The organism is Kribbella speibonae (assembly GCF_004331375.1).
Taxonomy (GTDB): domain Bacteria; phylum Actinomycetota; class Actinomycetes; order Propionibacteriales; family Kribbellaceae; genus Kribbella; species Kribbella sindirgiensis.
On the sequence record NZ_SJKC01000002.1, the window covers coordinates 154477 to 170328 of the forward strand.

Here is a 15852-nt window from a genome sequence, read left to right on the forward strand (position 1 = left end):
CTTCCCCCTCAGCGAGTGGCGTAGAACGCTACTGCTGCTGAGGATGCCACGTTGAGGGAGTCGACGCCGCCGGCCATCGGGATGCGCACGGTCAGGTCTGCCTGTTCGAGCACGTGCGGTTTGAGGCCGTGCCCTTCGGTGCCGAAGATCAGCGCGAGCTTGGGGTCCTTGCGGTCGGCGAGTTCGTCGAGCGTGATCGAGTCGTCGGCGAGCGCCATCGCGGCGGCGACGTACCCGTTGTCCTGCAGGTGCCGCAGGTCGCCGGGCCAGTCCCGCAGGCGGGTCCAGGGGACCTGGAAAACGGTCCCCATCGACACCTTGATCGAGCGCCGGTACAGCGGGTCGGCGCACGTCGGCGTCACCAGGACCAGCCCGACGCCGAGCGCGGCCGCGGCGCGGAACCCGGCGCCGACGTTGGTGTGATCAACGATCTCGTCGAAGATCGCGATCCGCCGTACGTCGTCCGTGAGCAGCTCCGGCAGCGGTACGGCGGGCTGCCGCTTGTACGACGCCAGCGCGCCGCGGTGCACGTGGAACCCGGTGACCTGCTCGGCCAGCTCCTCCGAGACGACGTACACCGGCTTGTCCGGCCATTTCTCCAGCACGTCCCGCAGCGAGTCGAGCCACCGCGGCGCGAGCAGGAACGACCGCGGCTCGTACCCGGCGTCCGCTGCCCGCCGAATCACCTTGTCCCCCTCGGCGATGAACAGCCCGTGTTCTTCCTCGAGCAACCGCCGAAGACTGACCTCCCGCAACCGAACGTAGTCGGAAAGCCGCGAGTCCTCCGCGTCCTCAACCGGTACCAGCGTCACGCAGACCCCGCTCCGGAGCCCTCGCCGTCCCGTGCCTGCTCTGCTACCTCCACCACGTTGCCGATGACAACGATCGCCGGTGCGCCGACGCCCTCGTCCGCCATCGCCTGCGCGATCCCGCCCAGATCCGACGTCACCATCCGCTGCCCCGGAAGGGTGCCATCGGCAATCGCGGCCGCAGGAGTCTCCGCCGGCCGGCCCGCCTCAATCAGCCGCGACGCGATCGCCGGCAAGTTCTCCACCGCCATCAGCAGCACCAGCGTCCCGCGCAACTGAGCCAACGCATCCCAGTTCACCAGCGAATCCGGATGCGACGGCGGAATATGCCCCGACACCACCGTGAACTCGTGCGTCACCCCACGATGCGTCACCGGGATCCCCGACACCGCCGGCACCGAGATCGAGCTGGTGATCCCCGGCACCACGGTCCACGGCACCCCGGCCGCCGCACACGCCAGCGCCTCCTCGAACCCGCGGCCGAACACGTACGGATCCCCGCCCTTGAGCCGTACGACGACCTTCCCCTGCTGCCCGCTCTCCACCAGGATCCGGTTGATCTCCTCCTGCTGGGCGGCCCGCCCGCGCGGCAACTTCGCCGCGTCGAACAGCTCCACATCAGGATGCAGCTCGTCCAGCAACTGCTGCGGCGCCAGCCGGTCCGCGACCACCACATCGGCCTCGGCGAGCAACCGCCGTCCGCGCACCGTGATCAGATCCGGATCGCCCGGCCCCCCACCGACCAGGTACACCCCTGGCCGCCGATCCACGTCCCGCGCCGCCAGCTCCCCGGTGCGCAGTCCTTCGAGGATCGCGTCCCGTACGGCGGCCGACCGGCGGTGATCGCCGCCGCCGAGGACACCGATCGTCACGTTGTCGTGCTGCCCGGACGCCGGCGTCCACGCGGTCGCCCGGGACCGGTCGTCGGATCGCACGCAGAAGATCCGCCGCTCCTCCGCCTCCGCCGACACCTGGTCGTTGACCGCGGCGTCGTCCGTCGCGACCACGACGTACCAGGCGCCGTCGAGGTCGCCGGCGGCGTACCCGCGCTCGATCCAGGTCAGCGACGGGTTGCCGAGCAGCCCTTCGATCGTCGGCGTGATGGACGGCGAGACGAGGTCGATCCGCGCCCCGGACTCGAGCAGCCGCGGCAGGCGCCGTTGGGCGACGCCTCCACCGCCGACGACGACCACGCGCCGCCCTTCGAGGACGAGGCCGGACAGGTACTGGTTCGTCACGAAGTGATCCCCGCGTCCTCGAACGTGGCCATCTCGGCGAGCGCCCGGACCGCGCAGGTCAGGATCGGGTACGCGAGCACCGCGCCGGTCCCCTCACCGAGCCGCAGGTCCAGGTCGACCAGCGGCTGCAGGCCGAGCTGCTTGAGCGCGACCGCGTGCCCGGGCTCGGCGGACCGGTGACCGGCGACGCAGTAGTCGACGACGGCCGGGTGGAACGCCTGCGCCACCAGCGCGGCCGCCCCGGCGATCACGCCGTCGAGGATCACCGGTGTGCGGTTGGCCGCCGCCCCGAGGATGTACCCGGCGAGCGCGGCGTGCTCCAGGCCGCCGTACGCCTGCAGAGCCTTGAGCGGCTCGGTCGCCGGTACGCCGTGCAGCGCGAGAGCATCCCGTACGACGGCCGTCTTGTGCGCCAGCGCGGCGTCGTCGATCCCCGTCCCGCGACCGGTGACGGCGTCGGCGGTCGCGCCCGTGAAGGTCGCGATCAGCGCTGCCGAGGCGGTGGTGTTGGCGATCCCCATGTCGCCGGTGAGCAGGCAGCGGTACCCGTCCTTCACCAGCTGGTCAGCGAGGTCGAACCCGACCGCGATCGCCTTGCGCGCCTCCTCGTCGGTCAGCGCGTCGGTCTGCGAGAGGTCGCGGGTGCCCGGGCGGACCTTCGCGTGCACGATGTCCAGCTGCTCGACCGGGGTGGCGACGCCGACATCGACCACGCGGACGTCGACGCCGTTGTTCTTGGCGAACGCGTTCACGGCCGCGCCGCCGCCGGCGAAGTTCGCCAGCATCGCGGCGGTCACTTCCTGCGGCCACGGCGACACGTTCTGCGCGTGAACACCGTGATCGGCCGCGAACACCGCCACCACGGCCGGGGCCGGCACGGCGTACGTTCCGGTCATCCCGGCCACCTTCACGGACAGCTCCTCGAGAACACCGAGCGACCCGGCCGGCTTCGTCAGTTGCGCGTGCCGCTCCGCCGCCGCCCGCATCGCTCCGGAATCCCCCGGTGCGATCCGCTCCAGGTATTCCTCCAGCGCGCCGTTCATCGCGTCCTCCATCCGTTCCCGCCTGTTCCGGTCCGATCTTCGCATCCCCGAGTGTGTGCCCTGGGACGGACCGGCGGGATGTGGACAGTAGTGTCGGAATCACCACATCCCGCGATCTCCCGGAGGGCTCACAGATGTCGCTCGATCGTCCCGTCGCACCGGACCCGTACAAACTCCTCCCGGAGGTCGGTGCGTTCACCGTCACCAGCACCGACGTCGCCGACGGCGAGCCGCTGGCCGACGACCACGCGTTCGCGGGCGGCAACACGTCGCCGCAGCTCAGCTGGTCCGGGTTCCCGGCCGAGACCAAGGCCTTCGTCGTGACCTGCTACGACCCGGATGCCCCGATCGTCTCCGGCTTCTGGCACTGGGTCCTGGTGAACCTCCCTATCACCGTCACCGAACTCCCCACCGGCGCCGGCACCACCGAACGCCTCGACAACGGCGCCTTCCACGTCCGCAACGACTTCGGCACCAAGTCCTTCGGCGGCGCGGCCCCACCCGCAGGCGACCAGATCCACCGCTACTACTTCGTCGTCCACGCCATCGACGTCGAAGCCCTGGATGTCGACGCCGATGCGACCCCCGCCGTAGTCGGCTTCAACCTGGCCTTCCACACCCTCGCCCGAGCGATCCTCACCCCGACCTACCAGCTCGCCGAGTAGTCCTCAGAGCGCGGCGACGTAGACCCATTCGCCGGCTTCGCGGGTGAAGGTGCTGTTTTCGGATTGGGTGCCTGGTACGCCGTTCTTGGTGTAGTGGGCGTGGAATTCGACGGTGCCTTCGGTGTGGAAGGGGCTGCCGCCGGTGGTGTTGACGATGTCCAGGCCGGTCCATTTCTGGCCTGGGGTGAAGTCGATGGCGGCGGGGCGGGTGGTGAGGGACCAGGTCCGGCGCAGGTACGCCGCGTCGCGCATCGCGAAGGCGGCGTACCTGGACCGCATCAGCTGCTCCGCCGTCGTGGCGGTCGCTTCGCCACGGTGCAGGCGGCCGCAGCAGGCGGCGTACGGCAGGTCTTGTCCGCAGGGGCAGGTGGGAACTGACATGCCCCGATTGTTGCCCATCCGCCGTGATCTACTGCCGTGATGGTGACCGAGGCGGCACGGCGGCGGCGGGTCATGGTGCGGCCGGTGATGGACTGGTACGCCGCTGTGGACGGCGTCGACGCGGTGATGCTGGGTGGGTCGACCGCCCGCGGGGACGCGGATCGCTGGTCAGACATCGAGGTCGGCGTGTTCTGGCAGCGACCGCCCACAGAGGCGGAGCGTCTCGCGGTGGCAGGCGCTGCCGACGTTCGGTTGGTGAACGTCGGCGGGCCGCCCTGGGACGACCACCTGTACCTGGGCGAACCGCGGCCGGAGGGGCTGCTGGTCGAGGTCGCCCATACGTTGACGCAGACGGTCGAGAACTCCCTGGACGAGCTGCTCAGCGGCAAGCCCGACGGCCAGGTCATGCAGCTGGCGCAAGGGATCATCGACGGCCGCGAGGTGATCGGGCCGCGGGCGGAGCTCGTCGCGCGCTGGCAGGAGCGTGTGGCGACGTACCCACGCGACCTGGCACTCGCCGTCGTCCGGTACAACGGGAACATCGAGAAGTTCTGGCGCTGGCAGATGTTCTACGAGCGCGACAACCCGCTTCTCGTCGCGCGCGAGTTCGTGCGCATGACCAACCAGCTGCTCTCCGTCCTCTACGCCCTCAACGGCCGCTACAGCGGTCACGTGCTGGCCTTCAAACGCCTCGATGCGCTCGCCCTCCCACTCGCGCCGCCGTCACTCCCCACCCGCCTCCGTGCGGTCTTCGACCGGCCCGCGCCCGAAGGCGCCCAGACTCTGCACGACCTGATCGAGGAAACCTTCGACCTCGTCGAACGGCACCTACCCGAGGTCGACGTCGCCGCCCTACGCGCCACCTTTCGCAGCGACCGGAAACCGCTGGACTGACAGCTGTGGATCGGACAACGGCAGACTTGCCACCTCCGCGCACAGGTCGTCGGACTGCTCCCGGCTGAGCTCGTCCGACAGCACGACGTCGACGCGGCCGCCCTTCCGGCCCCACGCGCCGACGATCCGCCCGTCGACCATCAGCCCGTTCGGGTGGAAGGAGTCGGCCGCCGGCGTCAGCGCCCGCAGACCGGGCGCGATGAACCGGCCGTCGCGGTCCCGACCGAACAGCCGCAGGTCCGGCGCCGGCAGCAACCGCATCCCACGCGGCGCCTCCGCCGACCACACACGATCCGCGTCGTCCCGAAGTATCCACCCCGGTACGCCGTCGAAGTCGACCTCGGCCAGCTCGTCGGCCACCTGGTCCCACACCACGCGCGCATCGGCCGGCGACAACCCGGACCACCACGCGAACACCTTCGGCGTCGTCGGCCCGAAGTAGTGAACATGGCGCCGGCACAGCTCCCGCCGCGCGTCGGCCACGTCGATGTCGGGTCGCGGCACCTCACGCGCCCACAGCGACGTCGTATCCCACCGCACCGCGATCCGCCCGCTCGCGCACGCCTCACGCAGCCCGTCGATCCCGGCGCCGCGCCTCTCCTGCCCGTTGAGCGTCTGGCAGACCTGCTCCGCGAGTCTGTCGACCCGGCGCGAGTCCAGCGGCATCCGGCCCAGCGTCAACACCCCGAAGTCCCGCACCGGCACCACGTACACGGCCGCCCGCGGACTGTACGTCTGGATCAGCGACGGATGCTCCCAGTCGCCCGGCGTACAACCCGCCATCCGCGCGTGCAGTCCGAGCAACGCGTCCCGCGGCGCGGTGTCCTGCAACCCGACGTACGCCGCCTCCTCGTGCGACCCGGCCTGTAGCCGCTCAACCAGGCGGTTCACGTGCAGGCGGTAGGCGATGGCCCGCTCCCGCGTCACAATCCGCATGACAGCGACCGTAGCCAGAAAACACGCCACCGAGTGACCTATTTGTCAGGAGCGCCATGCTGAAAACCAATCGCCTGGACCTGGTGGCGTTCGACCTCGAGCGCGACCTCGCGGCGCTGCACGCGATGTTCTCGGACCCGGAGTGGGCGCGGGGCGGATACATGACGCCGACCACGTCCGTTGACGAGTCGCGGGAGCGATTGGCGCGGGAGTTCGGGGACAACGGCGGGTGGACGTGGGTACTGCGCGTGCGCCCGGACGAGGACGCGGCGGGCGTGATCGGCGTGTTCTCGGATCAGGGCAGCTCGATCCGCGGCATGGGGTGGTACCTCAGGCGTGAGCGCTGGGGTGCGGGGCTGATGAGCGAGGCGGCGCGGGCGGTGAGCGATCATTTGCTGCTGCAGCCGTCGATCACCGGGGTCGAGGCGTGGATCGACTCGCGCAACGGACGGTCGATCGCGGTCGCGCGGCACGCGGGTCTGGACCTCGTCGGCCGATTGCCGCGCACGCATTACGGCGAGATCGCCCAGTCCGTCGTCATGGGCCGCGCCGCCGAACCGCACGACCCGGTGACGCTCGGCGTCTCGCCCGCCCTGCACGTCCAGGACGTGGACGGCACCGCGCGGCTCCTGTGCGACGTCCTCGGACTCCATGTCCGCTTCCAGCTCGACGACCTCGCCCTCCTCGGCTTCACCGAGTGGAACGGCCAGAGTGGGCTCGAGGTACGGCGCGCGACGGGCGCCATCTCCCCCGCCACGGTCACTGTCGACATCGGCGTACTGGTGGACCCGCTGTACGCCGCCGCTCGCGCCGCCGGCCTCGTCGACTCCACACCGCCCGAAGACACCCCGTGGTACCGCCGTACCTTCACCCTCGTCCTGCCCGAGGGACACCGGCTGACGATCTCTGGGCCTGTTAATCCTCGCTGAGTGGGAAGGCGCGGATGATCACCGCGGTGGGGGTGCCGTTCGTCGGTTCTGTGGTGGTGAAGTCGCGGAGGACTCGGTGGAGGCGGGCGCGGAGTTCGGCGAGTTCGCCGTCCGTCAGGGTGACGACCTCGCTGAAGGCGAAGTCCTCGTCGTCGGAGGTCTTCGCGGCCAGCCAGCTCGCATACGCGGTGTCCTCGAGCTCGCGGTTGAGCGTCGACTGCTCGGTCCGCGCCCGGCGCCACGGTTTCACCCGGCCGGCCGCGCCCGGCTCCGGCTCGATCACCCCGAGCGCCTCCAGCCGGCGCAGATGGAACGAGCACGAGCCGGTGCTCTCCCCCAGCTCACGGGCGGCGATCGTCGAAGTCGTCGTACCGTCCCGGTCGATCAGCGTCAGCAGCGCTTCCCGCAGCGGGTGCGCGCGGACGACATCACGGCGGTTCGGCGTACTGCTCTCCATGCCGCGCATCCTATCCCGGGCTTTGCAAAGGTCAGACTTTGCATAGTACGGTCTTTGTATGCTGACCGACGAGGTACGGCGGGGCACGCCGCGGCGCATCACGGAGTACGGCGAGGAGATCCTGCACCGCCCGTGCCGGCCCGTGACCGAGTACGGCGTCGCGCGCTGGGGCGAGCTGATCGACGACCTCTTCGCGACGATGTGGGTCGCCGAGGGGTGCGGGCTGGCGGCGAACCAGGTCGACGTCGACGCGCAGCTCTTCGTCTACGACCTCACCGACGAGTACGGCGATCGGCACGTCGGGCACGCGTTCAACCCGCGGATCGAGACCGCGCCCGCTGGTCGGCACCCAGCGAGCTACCGAAGGCTGCCTGTCAGTACCCGGTGCCAACGCACCGCTGGACCGTCCCGCCCGCGCGATCCTGCACGCGTACGACGTCGATGGCCGGCCGTTCACGGTCGAGTCCACCGGCTACTTGGCCCGCTGCCTGATCCACGAGACCCAGCACCTCGGCGGCATCGTCTACGTCGACCACTTCTCCCCCGCCGCCCGCGCGCAGGTCCTGGCCCAGTCAGCCGACCGGCGTGCGTCCGTGATGAACCATCGCAGCAACCGCCAGCTGACGTTTATGACTGAGCGGGAGCGGTGACGTCGCGACGGAGACCTTGGAGTACGTCGAGTTCGCGGTCGATCTCGCGGCGCTTCGCTTCCAGGCGCTGAACCTCCTGGGCGAGGAGCGTCTCCAGCACGCCGGTGCGTTCTTCGGGTGGGGCGTCGAGGCACGGCAACAGTTCGCCGATGACGGCGCTGCCCAGCCCGGCCGCGAACAGGTGCTGGATCATCACGACCCGTTCGACCATCGACTCGTCGAAGTCGCGCCAGCCGCCCGAGGTGCGGTTCGAGCGGATCAGGTCCTGTTCCTCGTAGTACCGCAGTGAGCGTGTGCTCACGCCGGTGGCTTCGGCGACTTCTCCGATCCGCATGGGGTCCAGTGTTGCACCTGACACCAATGTGAAGTTCCACCCTGGGGAGGTCGCACCGTCCCCGGAAGGAACCTCATGCACTGGCTTTACCTCGCGATCGCCGTCGTGTTCGAGATCGCCGTGGCGATCTCGGCCGGCAAGGCGCAAGGCTTCAAACACCGCGGCTGGACCGCGGCGACCCTCGTCACCGGCGGCCTCGGCACGTACTTCCTGAGTCGCGCCCTTCTCACCTTCGACGTCGGCGTCGGGTACGCCCTGTGGACGTCACTCGCCGGAGTCGGCATCACCCTGCTCGGCGCACTCCTCTTCGGTCAGAAACTCACGTTGCACAAGGCCATCGGCATCGCCTTGGTCATCGGCGGCGTCGTCGGACTTCAGCTCTCGAGCGGGTCGTGATCGCATGAACACCAAGCCTCAGTCGTCCCGTACTGCCTGGCTCACGCTGCTACTGGCCGGCGCCTTCGAAGTCGGCTACGCACTCTCGGTCGGAGGCAGCCACGCCTTCACCGTCTGGCAGTGGTCCGTAGCAGCCGCCGTCTTCTTCCTGCTAACCCTCTGGGCCCTCAGCCAAGCCCTACGCACCATCGAGGTAAGCATCGGCTACGCCACCTGGGCAGGCCTAGGCTCAGCCGGCGCCGCCCTCCTGGGCCCACTCTTCTTCAACGAACCCCTAACCCCCACCAAAGCCCTCTGGCTAACCATCACCATCACCGGAGTCATCTACCTAAAACTCGCCGACAAACAACCCACCTGACCCCAGCAAACCCGCAGGTGTTTGTTGGGTGGGTGGCGGGGAGCCTGGTGGACTCCCCGCCGGTTTGGGGTCAGTCCTTGATGCCGGACTGGGTTACGCCCTGGATCAGGTAGCGCTGGAGGAAGGCGAAGATCAGGACGAGGGGGAGGATCGAGACGGCGACCGCCATGAACAGCTCGTGGATGTTGATGGTTTGGGCGGTGATGAAGGTCGACATCGCGACCTGGATGGTCCACGAGGACGAGTCCTGACCGATCACGAGTGGCCACAGGAACGAGTTCCAGTTGCCGATGAACGTGATCGCCGCGAGCGCCGCGAAGAACGGCAGCGAGTTCGGTACGACGATCCGCCAGAACACCCCGAAGTACCCGGCGCCGTCGACCCGCGCCGCCTCCTCCAGCTCCCGCGGAAATCCGAGGAAATACTGCCGGAAAAGGAACGCCGCGAACCCGCTGAACAACGTCGGGATGATGAGCCCGCGCAGCGACGACACCCAGCCGAGCGACGACACCACGATGAACGACGGGATGAACGTGACCGCGCCCGGGATCATCAGCGTCGCGACGATCGCGTAGAAGATCTTGTCCGCGTGCCGATAGGGAATGCGGGCCAGCCCGTACCCGGCCATCGATGCCAGCAGCAACTGTCCGGCGGTCCCGAGGATCGCGACGACGGCCGAGTTGTACATCGCCCGCGCCATCGGCACCGTGGTGTCGTTGAACAGCTCGCTGATGTTGCTCCACTGCAGGTGCGAGGGGAACAACGTCCAGTCGGGCGCGGTGATGTCCTGTTCGGTGGACAACGCGTTGCGCAGGATCAGATAGAACGGGATCAGGAACAGCACCACCGCGATCAGCAGCGCGATCCAGCGCAGCACCATACCGGCGATGCCGAGACCGCTCCGGCTGAACCCGATCGGCTGCGGAGTTCCCGTCGTACGTTCGGAGACCGCCATCAGTCGCCCGCCTTTCCGAAGCCGAAGATCCGGTTCTGCAGCAGCGTCACGAGCATGATGATCACCGCGAGGATCAGCGCGCCGGCCGAGCCGTGGCCGAGGTCCTGGATCGAGCCGAGCGAGATGCCGTACAGGTAGACCAGCGGCGGCCGCGCGTAGTTGACGTTGCCGACCAGGTTGTAGAACTCGTCGAACGCCTGGTACGCCGCGATCAGGTTCAGGATCAGTACGGCGACCGACGTCGCCCGCAACTGGGGCAGCGTGATGTACCGGAACACCTGCCACCCGGGTTTGGCCCCGTCTACGTACGCCGCCTCGTACAGCGTCGGCGAGATGCGCTGCAGCCCCGCGATGAACAGGATCATGTAGAACCCGAGCTGCAGCCACAGCCGTACCGTGACCAGCGGGATCCAGTACCAGGGCGGGTCCACGGTCGACAGCCAGGCGATGTTCTCGATCCCGAACCAGCCGAGCACGGTGTTCGCGAGCCCGAACCGGACGCCGTTGAAGATCGACAGCTTCCAGATCAGCGACGCGACGACGTACGAGCACGCGGTCGGCAGGAAGAAGACCGACCGGAAGAACGCCCGCGCGATCTTCACCTGGTTGACCAGCAACGCCAGCGCGAGCGCGAGCACGAACGTCAGCGGCACGATGAACACCGCGAAGATCGTGAAGGTGCCCAGGCTGGACAGGAAGTTGTGGTCGGTGAGCATGTCGACGTAGTTGCGCAACCCGACGAACTTCGACGGTGTCGCGGTGTTGTACGCCTCGAAGAAGCTGAGGACCAGGCTCCAGATGATCGGCAGGTAGGAGAAGATCAGCAGCCCGGCCACGAACGGCCCGACGAAGATCCAGAACCACAGCGCGTTCCCGGCGATCCCCTTCCGACGCCGCGAACCCCGCCGCTCACCAGCTGTAGCGGGGACCGCGGACGTCTTGGCCGGAGCGCTCATCCGAACAACCGCGACAGCTCGGCGTTGACGGTCTTCTCGGCTTTGGCGATCTCAGCAGCGGGGTCGGCTCCCTTCTTGATGCAGTTGGTGAGCAGATCGGTGAACGCCGTACCCATCTTCGGGGTCCACGCCGGGTTGTCGGTGTGCCCGTAGTCCTGGTTCAGCTTGACCGTGTCGGCCGCGACACCGCTCTGCAGCTTGGACGCCTTGGCCGCCAGGCTCTTGCGCGGCGGGATGTGGAAGCCGTAGCTCAGCGACCAGTCCTCCTGGTACTCCTCCTGGTCGATCCACAGCCACTTGACGAACTTCTTCGCCGCGTCGACGTTGGCGCTCTTGGCGGACACGAACTGCGTCCACCCGCCGGAGTACACGGCCGGCTTGCCCTCCGCGTCGAGCTTCGGGAACGGGATCACGCCGATGTCGTCTCCGAGCACCTTCTGCATGCCCGGCACCGCCCACATGCCGATCCACTGCATCGCCACCAGGCCCTGGTTGATCGCGGTCGGATCCCACCAGTCCGTGGGCGCGCCGAGCAGGATGCTCTTGCTGGCGTAGAGCTCGTGCAGCTTGCCGAACGCCTTCGCCGCCCGGTCGCCGGTGAAGCCGGGCTTGTTGTCCTCGGTCAGATAGCTCCCGCCGGACGACCACAGCGCCGGTCCGCCCATGCCGTTGCCGCCGTCGTTGCCGACGAACATGCCCTTGACCTTGTTCGTGGTGAGTTCCTTGGACGCCGCGATCAGGTCGTCGACGGTCTCCGGCGGTTTGATCCCGGCCTTGTCGAGCATCGACTTGCGGTAGTAGATGACCTGCGGGTCGATGATCATCCGGACGCCGTAGATCTTGCCGTCGATGGTGTTCGTGGCCAGGTCACCGGGCAGGAAGTCGTCCTTGACGTCGGCCATGATGTCGTCGAGCGGCACCACCTGGTTGCTCTTCACCATGCCGATGTTGAACTGGCTCTCGAACACGTCCGGGCCCTTGCTGGACAGCAGTCCGGACGACAACTTCGCGGCGTAGTCGCCCGGGGTCCACTGCACGGCGACGTTCGCGTCGGTGTAGGCCTTGGCGTACTTCAGCGCCGCCTGCTGGGTCCCGGTCTCGCCGTACTGGTGGTACCACTGCGACAGGTTGACCTTCGTACCGCCGCCGCCTCCGCCGCCGGAGGACGGTCGGCCGGTATTGCCGCCACAGGCCGCGGTGAAGGCCGCGAGGGCGGCCAGTCCTCCGGTCCGCTTGAGCAGATCGCGCCGGGTCAGACCGGCGTTCGGAACATGAGCAGGCATGAATTCCACCTTCCCGCGAGAGGGAACGCCGCAGGGGTACGACGCACGGTTCCGAGTTACTTAACTGTGTTAAGCATCTCTGATGTTGGCACACGGTACTACAGGTCAATCGTTGTAGAAGTGCCTAGCACGATGACTCAAAAGTGCGCCGTGCGCAAGACCGGAATGCGACCTTCTTTGTTCGAAAGTGTGGAATGTTGTCAGGCCGTGATCACGTAAACATCTGACCAGCAGCCGACCTGCGAACCAGCGGTTCCGGCGGTTCGAAGCGTCCACCGTAGACAGCGGCCAACTCGCGCGACCGCGCGACGAAAGCCGGGAGTCCGTACGCGTTCACGTACTGCAACGCGCCGCCGTGCAGCGGCGGGAAACCGATGCCGAAGATCGAGCCGATGTTGGCGTCCGGTACCGAGCGCAACACGCCCTCGTCCAGGCACTTCACCGTCTCGAGCGCCATCGCGAACAGCATCCGCTCCTGCAGATCGATCAGCGGTACGTCGCCCCGCTGAGCGAAGTGTTCCCGCAGCCCGGGCCACAACTGCTTCGGGCCGTCGGCCGGGTAGTCGTAGAACCCCGCACCGGCCGCCTTGCCGCGCCGGGCGAACTCGTTGACGAGCCGGTCGGTCACCGCCATCCCGGGGTGGTCGTCGAACGCACCCGCACTGTCACCCGCCGCGCGCGCCGCGTCGCGGATCTTCTGCGGCAGCGTCAGCGTCACCTCGTCCAGCATCGCCAGCGGCGGCGCCGGGAACCCGGCCTGGGTCGCGGCGCGTTCGATCATCACCGGGTCGACGCCCTCGGCGACCATCGCGGCGCCTTCCATCACGAGCGTGCCGAACACCCGCGAGGTGAAGAACCCCCGGCTGTCGTTGACCACGATCGGCGTCTTCTTGATCTGCCGTACGACGTCGTACGCGCGAGCGATCGTCGCGTCGGACGTCTTCGAACCCACGATCAGCTCGACCAGCGGCATCCGGTCGACCGGCGAGAAGAAGTGCATGCCGATGAAGTCGTCGGGCCGGTCGATGCCGTCGGCGAGCGTGGTGATCGGCAGCGTGGAGGTGTTCGAGCAGAGCAGCGCGTCCGGCTCGACCACGTCGGCGATCTCCGCGAACACCTTCTGCTTGAGCCCGCCGTCCTCGAAGACGGCCTCGATCACCAGGTCGCACCCGGCCAGGTCGTTCGGGTCCCCGGTCGGCGTGATCCGGCTCAGGAATTCCTCGACCTCGGGCGCGCCGAGACGTCCCTTGGCGACCTGTTTCGCCAGCAGCTTCTCGGAATATTCCTTTCCGCGCGCAGCGGCCTCCAACGAAACATCTTTGAGCACCACGGATATCCCGGCTTTCGCGCACACGTACGCGATCCCGGCGCCCATCATCCCCGCCCCGAGTACCCCGACCTTCCGCGCGGAGTACTTCGGTACGCCGGAGGGCCGCGACCCGCCGGCGTTGATCGACTGCAGGTCGAAGAAGAACGCCTGGATCATGTTCTTCGCGATCTGCCCGGTCGCCAGCGACACGAAGTACCGCGACTCGATCCGCGAGGCGGTCTCGAAGTCGACCTGGCTGCCCTCGACCGCGGCGCTCATGATCGCCCGCGGCGCCGGGTACGGCGCGCCCTTGAGCTGCTTGCGCAGGTTCGCCGGGAACGCGGGCAGGAAGGCGGCCAGCTTCGGCGAGGACGGCGTACCGCCCGGGATCTTGTAGCCGTCCCGGTCCCACGGCTGTTTGGCGTCACCGGCGTACGTCGAGATCCACCGGCGCGCCGCGTCGAGGAGGGAGTCTGCCGGCACGACCTCGTCGACGATGCCGACCGACAGCGCGTGCGCGGGCTTCATCCGCTGCCCCTGCAGCAGCACCTTCATCAGCGCGTCCTGGAGTCCGAGCATCCGGACGGTGCGGGTCACTCCCCCGCCGCCGGGGAGTAGCCCGAGCGTCACCTCGGGGACGCCGAGCTCGATCCTGTTGTCGTCGGCAACGATCCGGTGGTGGCAGGCGAGCGCGATCTCCAGCCCGCCGCCGAGCGCGGACCCGTTGATCGCGGCAACGACCGGTACGCCGAGAGACTCCAGAGTACGCAGCTGCTTCTTGACCTCCTCGATCGTCGAGAACACCTGCGCGGCGTCCGACGGCTGGATCCGCGAGAGCATCTGCAGGTTGCCACCGGCGAAGAACGTGGACTTCGCGGAGGTGACGATCACACCCTTGAGCAGAGCTTTCTCGGCCACCAGGCGATCGACCGTGCGGCCCATCGACTCGACATAGACGTCGTTCATCGTGTTGGCGGAGGCCGAAGGATCGTTGAGCGTCAGCGTCACAACCCCGGCGTTGTTGCTCCACTCGATCATGCGGCGATCCTCTCGATGATCGTCGCGACGCCCATCCCGCCGCCGACGCACAGGGTGGCCAGTCCGTAGCGGAGTTCGCGTCGCTCCAGCTCGTCCAGCAAGGTTCCGATCAGCATCGCGCCGGTGGCGCCGAGCGGGTGCCCGAGGGCGATCGCGCCGCCGTTCACGTTCACCTTCTCGTGCGGTACGCCGAGATCCTTCATGAAGTGCATGACCGCGGCCGCGAACGCCTCGTTCATCTCGAAGAGATCGATATCCGACGCGTCCAGACCGGCACGGGCGAGCGCCTTGCGGGCGGCCGGCGCCGGACCGGTCAGCATGATCGTCGGATCCGCACCGCTGACGCCGACGGACACCACCCGCCCGCGCGGCGCCTGCCCGAGCGCCTCGCCGGCCTTCTCGTTGCCGACAGCAACCAGAGCGGCGCCGTCGACGATGCCGGACGAGTTGCCCGCGTGGTGCACGTGCGAGATCCGCTCGACGGTCAGGTACTTCTCCAGCGCGACCGAGTCGAACCCGCCGTGCTCCCCGATCGCCGCGAACGACAACGGCAGACCGGCCAGCGTCTCGACCGACGTCCCGGGCCGGACGAGCTGGTCGTGGTCCAGGATCCGCAGCCCGTTCCGATCCACGACCGGTACGACGGACCGCGCGAAGTACCCGTTCGCCCAGGCTTTCGCGGCGCGCGCGTGCGACTCGGCCGCGTACGCGTCGACGTCGGTGCGGGAGAAGCCGTCGAGCGTCGCGATCAGGTCGGCGCTGATGCCCTGCGGGATGAAGCCGGTCTCGAGAGCGGTCTCCGGGTCCATCGCCCACGCGCCGCCGTCGGAGCCCATCTTCACGCGAGACATCGACTCGACACCGCCGGCCAGGATGAAGTCCTCCCACCCGGACCGCACCCGTTGCGCCGCCTGGTTGACGGCCTCGAGACCCGAGGCGCAGAAGCGGTTCAGCTGCACGCCACCGGTCGTATCGGGGTAGCCGGCCATCAGTACGGCGGTCCGCGCGATGTCCATGCCCTGATCGCCGATCGGCGTCACCACACCGAGCACCACGTCGTCGATCGCGGCCGGATCGAGTGCGGGGTGCCGGGTCCGCAGCTCCTGCAGCAGGCCCGTGATCAGCTGGATCGGCTTGACCTCGTGGAGCGCACCGGTGGGCTTGCCCTTGCCGCGCGGTGTCCGAATCGCGTCGTACAGAAAGGCTTCGCTGGTCATACGG

Annotated in this window: 18 protein-coding genes and 1 pseudogene; 7 read left to right on the plus strand and 12 right to left on the minus strand. The window is 68.4% G+C overall.

Annotation, left to right across the window (positions count from 1 at the left end):
- Positions 1-8: 8 nt before the first annotated feature.
- From E0H92_RS14160 to cobT, 3 genes are read right to left on the minus strand one after another with little or no spacing between them, the layout of a single operon-like run.
- Positions 9-812: a TrmH family RNA methyltransferase gene (locus E0H92_RS14160; RefSeq protein ID WP_131496581.1), complete on the minus strand. Its 804-nt coding sequence runs from the start codon at positions 810-812 to the stop codon at positions 9-11.
- Entirely contained in the window at positions 809-2047 is a 1239-nt protein-coding gene (gene cobA / locus E0H92_RS14165) for a uroporphyrinogen-III C-methyltransferase (RefSeq protein WP_131496582.1), read from the minus strand. The genes E0H92_RS14160 and cobA overlap by 4 nt, the downstream gene beginning before the upstream one ends.
- Positions 2044-3090, minus strand: a complete 1047-nt coding sequence (gene cobT / locus E0H92_RS14170) for a nicotinate-nucleotide--dimethylbenzimidazole phosphoribosyltransferase (RefSeq protein WP_131462255.1) — start codon at positions 3088-3090, stop codon at positions 2044-2046. The genes cobA and cobT overlap by 4 nt, the downstream gene beginning before the upstream one ends.
- Positions 3091-3224: 134 nt before the next feature.
- Between cobT and E0H92_RS14175 the strand changes: the two genes are divergently transcribed.
- The gene (locus tag E0H92_RS14175; protein ID WP_131496583.1) at positions 3225-3755 is read left to right on the plus strand and encodes a YbhB/YbcL family Raf kinase inhibitor-like protein; all 531 of its coding nucleotides are present in this window, start codon (positions 3225-3227) and stop codon (positions 3753-3755) included.
- Positions 3756-3758: 3 nt separating this feature from the next.
- Here the strand turns inward: E0H92_RS14175 and E0H92_RS14180 are convergent, their stop codons facing one another.
- Entirely contained in the window at positions 3759-4136 is a 378-nt protein-coding gene (locus tag E0H92_RS14180; RefSeq protein ID WP_202873646.1) for a YchJ family protein, read from the minus strand.
- A gap of 39 nt (positions 4137-4175) precedes the next feature.
- On the opposite strand from E0H92_RS14180, the gene E0H92_RS14185 reads away from it, so the two are divergent.
- Positions 4176-5030, plus strand: a complete 855-nt coding sequence (locus E0H92_RS14185) for a nucleotidyltransferase domain-containing protein (protein WP_131496585.1) — start codon at positions 4176-4178, stop codon at positions 5028-5030.
- On the opposite strand, the gene E0H92_RS14190 is transcribed toward E0H92_RS14185, so the two are convergent.
- Positions 4989-5966: a DNA glycosylase AlkZ-like family protein gene (locus E0H92_RS14190; RefSeq protein WP_131496586.1), complete on the minus strand. Its 978-nt coding sequence runs from the start codon at positions 5964-5966 to the stop codon at positions 4989-4991. The genes E0H92_RS14185 and E0H92_RS14190 overlap by 42 nt on opposite strands.
- Before the next feature lie 56 nt (positions 5967-6022).
- On the opposite strand from E0H92_RS14190, the gene E0H92_RS14195 reads away from it, so the two are divergent.
- On the plus strand, positions 6023-6895 hold the full coding sequence (locus E0H92_RS14195) for a GNAT family N-acetyltransferase (protein ID WP_131496587.1): 873 nt from the start codon (positions 6023-6025) through the stop codon (positions 6893-6895).
- Here the strand turns inward: E0H92_RS14195 and E0H92_RS14200 are convergent.
- On the minus strand, positions 6882-7352 hold the full coding sequence (locus tag E0H92_RS14200; RefSeq protein WP_165549789.1) for a winged helix-turn-helix domain-containing protein: 471 nt from the start codon (positions 7350-7352) through the stop codon (positions 6882-6884). The two genes, E0H92_RS14195 and E0H92_RS14200, sit on opposite strands and share 14 nt — an antisense overlap.
- Positions 7353-7410: 58 nt before the next feature.
- Here E0H92_RS14200 and E0H92_RS45755 point away from each other — a divergent pair.
- Together E0H92_RS45755 and E0H92_RS45485 are read left to right on the plus strand one after the other, a co-directional pair.
- Positions 7411-7623: pseudogene (locus E0H92_RS45755) on the plus strand (peptide deformylase); the annotation flags it as partial.
- 67 nt (positions 7624-7690) lie between these two features.
- Positions 7691-8002: a peptide deformylase gene (locus E0H92_RS45485; protein ID WP_275670096.1), complete on the plus strand. Its 312-nt coding sequence runs from the start codon at positions 7691-7693 to the stop codon at positions 8000-8002.
- Here the strand turns inward: E0H92_RS45485 and E0H92_RS14210 are convergent.
- Positions 7980-8336, minus strand: coding sequence for a MerR family transcriptional regulator (locus E0H92_RS14210; protein WP_131496589.1), 357 nt, complete (start codon positions 8334-8336; stop codon positions 7980-7982). The two genes, E0H92_RS45485 and E0H92_RS14210, sit on opposite strands and share 23 nt — an antisense overlap.
- Positions 8337-8411: 75 nt before the next feature.
- Between E0H92_RS14210 and E0H92_RS14215 the strand changes: the two genes are divergently transcribed.
- Together E0H92_RS14215 and E0H92_RS14220 are read left to right on the plus strand one after the other, a co-directional pair.
- On the plus strand, positions 8412-8732 hold the full coding sequence (locus E0H92_RS14215; RefSeq protein WP_131461989.1) for a DMT family transporter: 321 nt from the start codon (positions 8412-8414) through the stop codon (positions 8730-8732).
- A gap of 4 nt (positions 8733-8736) precedes the next feature.
- Positions 8737-9090, plus strand: coding sequence for a DMT family transporter (locus E0H92_RS14220; protein ID WP_131496590.1), 354 nt, complete (start codon positions 8737-8739; stop codon positions 9088-9090).
- Positions 9091-9160: 70 nt separating this feature from the next.
- On the opposite strand, the gene E0H92_RS14225 is transcribed toward E0H92_RS14220, so the two are convergent.
- The 5 genes from E0H92_RS14225 to E0H92_RS14245 all read right to left on the minus strand — a co-directional run bounded on the left by E0H92_RS14225 (position 9161) and on the right by E0H92_RS14245 (position 15848).
- Entirely contained in the window at positions 9161-10045 is an 885-nt protein-coding gene (locus tag E0H92_RS14225; RefSeq protein ID WP_131496591.1) for a carbohydrate ABC transporter permease, read from the minus strand.
- Complete coding sequence (locus E0H92_RS14230) at positions 10045-11001, minus strand: carbohydrate ABC transporter permease (RefSeq protein ID WP_131461992.1); 957 nt, start codon at positions 10999-11001, stop codon at positions 10045-10047. The genes E0H92_RS14225 and E0H92_RS14230 overlap by 1 nt, the downstream gene beginning before the upstream one ends.
- On the minus strand, positions 10998-12284 hold the full coding sequence (locus E0H92_RS14235; RefSeq protein WP_131461993.1) for an ABC transporter substrate-binding protein: 1287 nt from the start codon (positions 12282-12284) through the stop codon (positions 10998-11000). The genes E0H92_RS14230 and E0H92_RS14235 overlap by 4 nt, the downstream gene beginning before the upstream one ends.
- 211 nt (positions 12285-12495) lie before the next feature.
- The gene (locus E0H92_RS14240) at positions 12496-14631 is read right to left on the minus strand and encodes a 3-hydroxyacyl-CoA dehydrogenase NAD-binding domain-containing protein (protein WP_131496592.1); all 2136 of its coding nucleotides are present in this window, start codon (positions 14629-14631) and stop codon (positions 12496-12498) included.
- Positions 14628-15848: an acetyl-CoA C-acetyltransferase gene (locus E0H92_RS14245; RefSeq protein ID WP_131461995.1), complete on the minus strand. Its 1221-nt coding sequence runs from the start codon at positions 15846-15848 to the stop codon at positions 14628-14630. Before E0H92_RS14245 ends, E0H92_RS14240 begins: the two co-directional genes overlap by 4 nt.
- Positions 15849-15852 lie beyond the last annotated feature (4 nt).

Bases quoted from the DNA above. Each gene is read 5' to 3' on its own strand.
- E0H92_RS14190 (WP_131496586.1), bottom strand. From the start codon at position 5,966: ATGCGGATTGTGACGCGGGAGCGGGCCATCGCCTACCGCCTGCACGTG.
- E0H92_RS14175 (WP_131496583.1), top strand. From the start codon at position 3,225: ATGTCGCTCGATCGTCCCGTCGCACCGGACCCGTACAAACTCCTCCCG.
- E0H92_RS14245 (WP_131461995.1), bottom strand. From the start codon at position 15,848: ATGACCAGCGAAGCCTTTCTGTACGACGCGATTCGGACACCGCGCGGC.
- cobT (WP_131462255.1), bottom strand. From the start codon at position 3,090: ATGAACGGCGCGCTGGAGGAATACCTGGAGCGGATCGCACCGGGGGAT.
- E0H92_RS14215 (WP_131461989.1), top strand. From the start codon at position 8,412: ATGCACTGGCTTTACCTCGCGATCGCCGTCGTGTTCGAGATCGCCGTG.
- E0H92_RS14220 (WP_131496590.1), top strand. From the start codon at position 8,737: ATGAACACCAAGCCTCAGTCGTCCCGTACTGCCTGGCTCACGCTGCTA.
- E0H92_RS14185 (WP_131496585.1), top strand. From the start codon at position 4,176: ATGGTGACCGAGGCGGCACGGCGGCGGCGGGTCATGGTGCGGCCGGTG.
- E0H92_RS14225 (WP_131496591.1), bottom strand. From the start codon at position 10,045: ATGGCGGTCTCCGAACGTACGACGGGAACTCCGCAGCCGATCGGGTTC.
- E0H92_RS14235 (WP_131461993.1), bottom strand. From the start codon at position 12,284: ATGCCTGCTCATGTTCCGAACGCCGGTCTGACCCGGCGCGATCTGCTC.
- E0H92_RS14240 (WP_131496592.1), bottom strand. From the start codon at position 14,631: ATGATCGAGTGGAGCAACAACGCCGGGGTTGTGACGCTGACGCTCAAC.
- E0H92_RS14200 (WP_165549789.1), bottom strand. From the start codon at position 7,352: ATGGAGAGCAGTACGCCGAACCGCCGTGATGTCGTCCGCGCGCACCCG.
- E0H92_RS14230 (WP_131461992.1), bottom strand. From the start codon at position 11,001: ATGAGCGCTCCGGCCAAGACGTCCGCGGTCCCCGCTACAGCTGGTGAG.
- E0H92_RS14210 (WP_131496589.1), bottom strand. From the start codon at position 8,336: ATGCGGATCGGAGAAGTCGCCGAAGCCACCGGCGTGAGCACACGCTCA.
- E0H92_RS14195 (WP_131496587.1), top strand. From the start codon at position 6,023: ATGCTGAAAACCAATCGCCTGGACCTGGTGGCGTTCGACCTCGAGCGC.
- E0H92_RS14180 (WP_202873646.1), bottom strand. From the start codon at position 4,136: ATGTCAGTTCCCACCTGCCCCTGCGGACAAGACCTGCCGTACGCCGCC.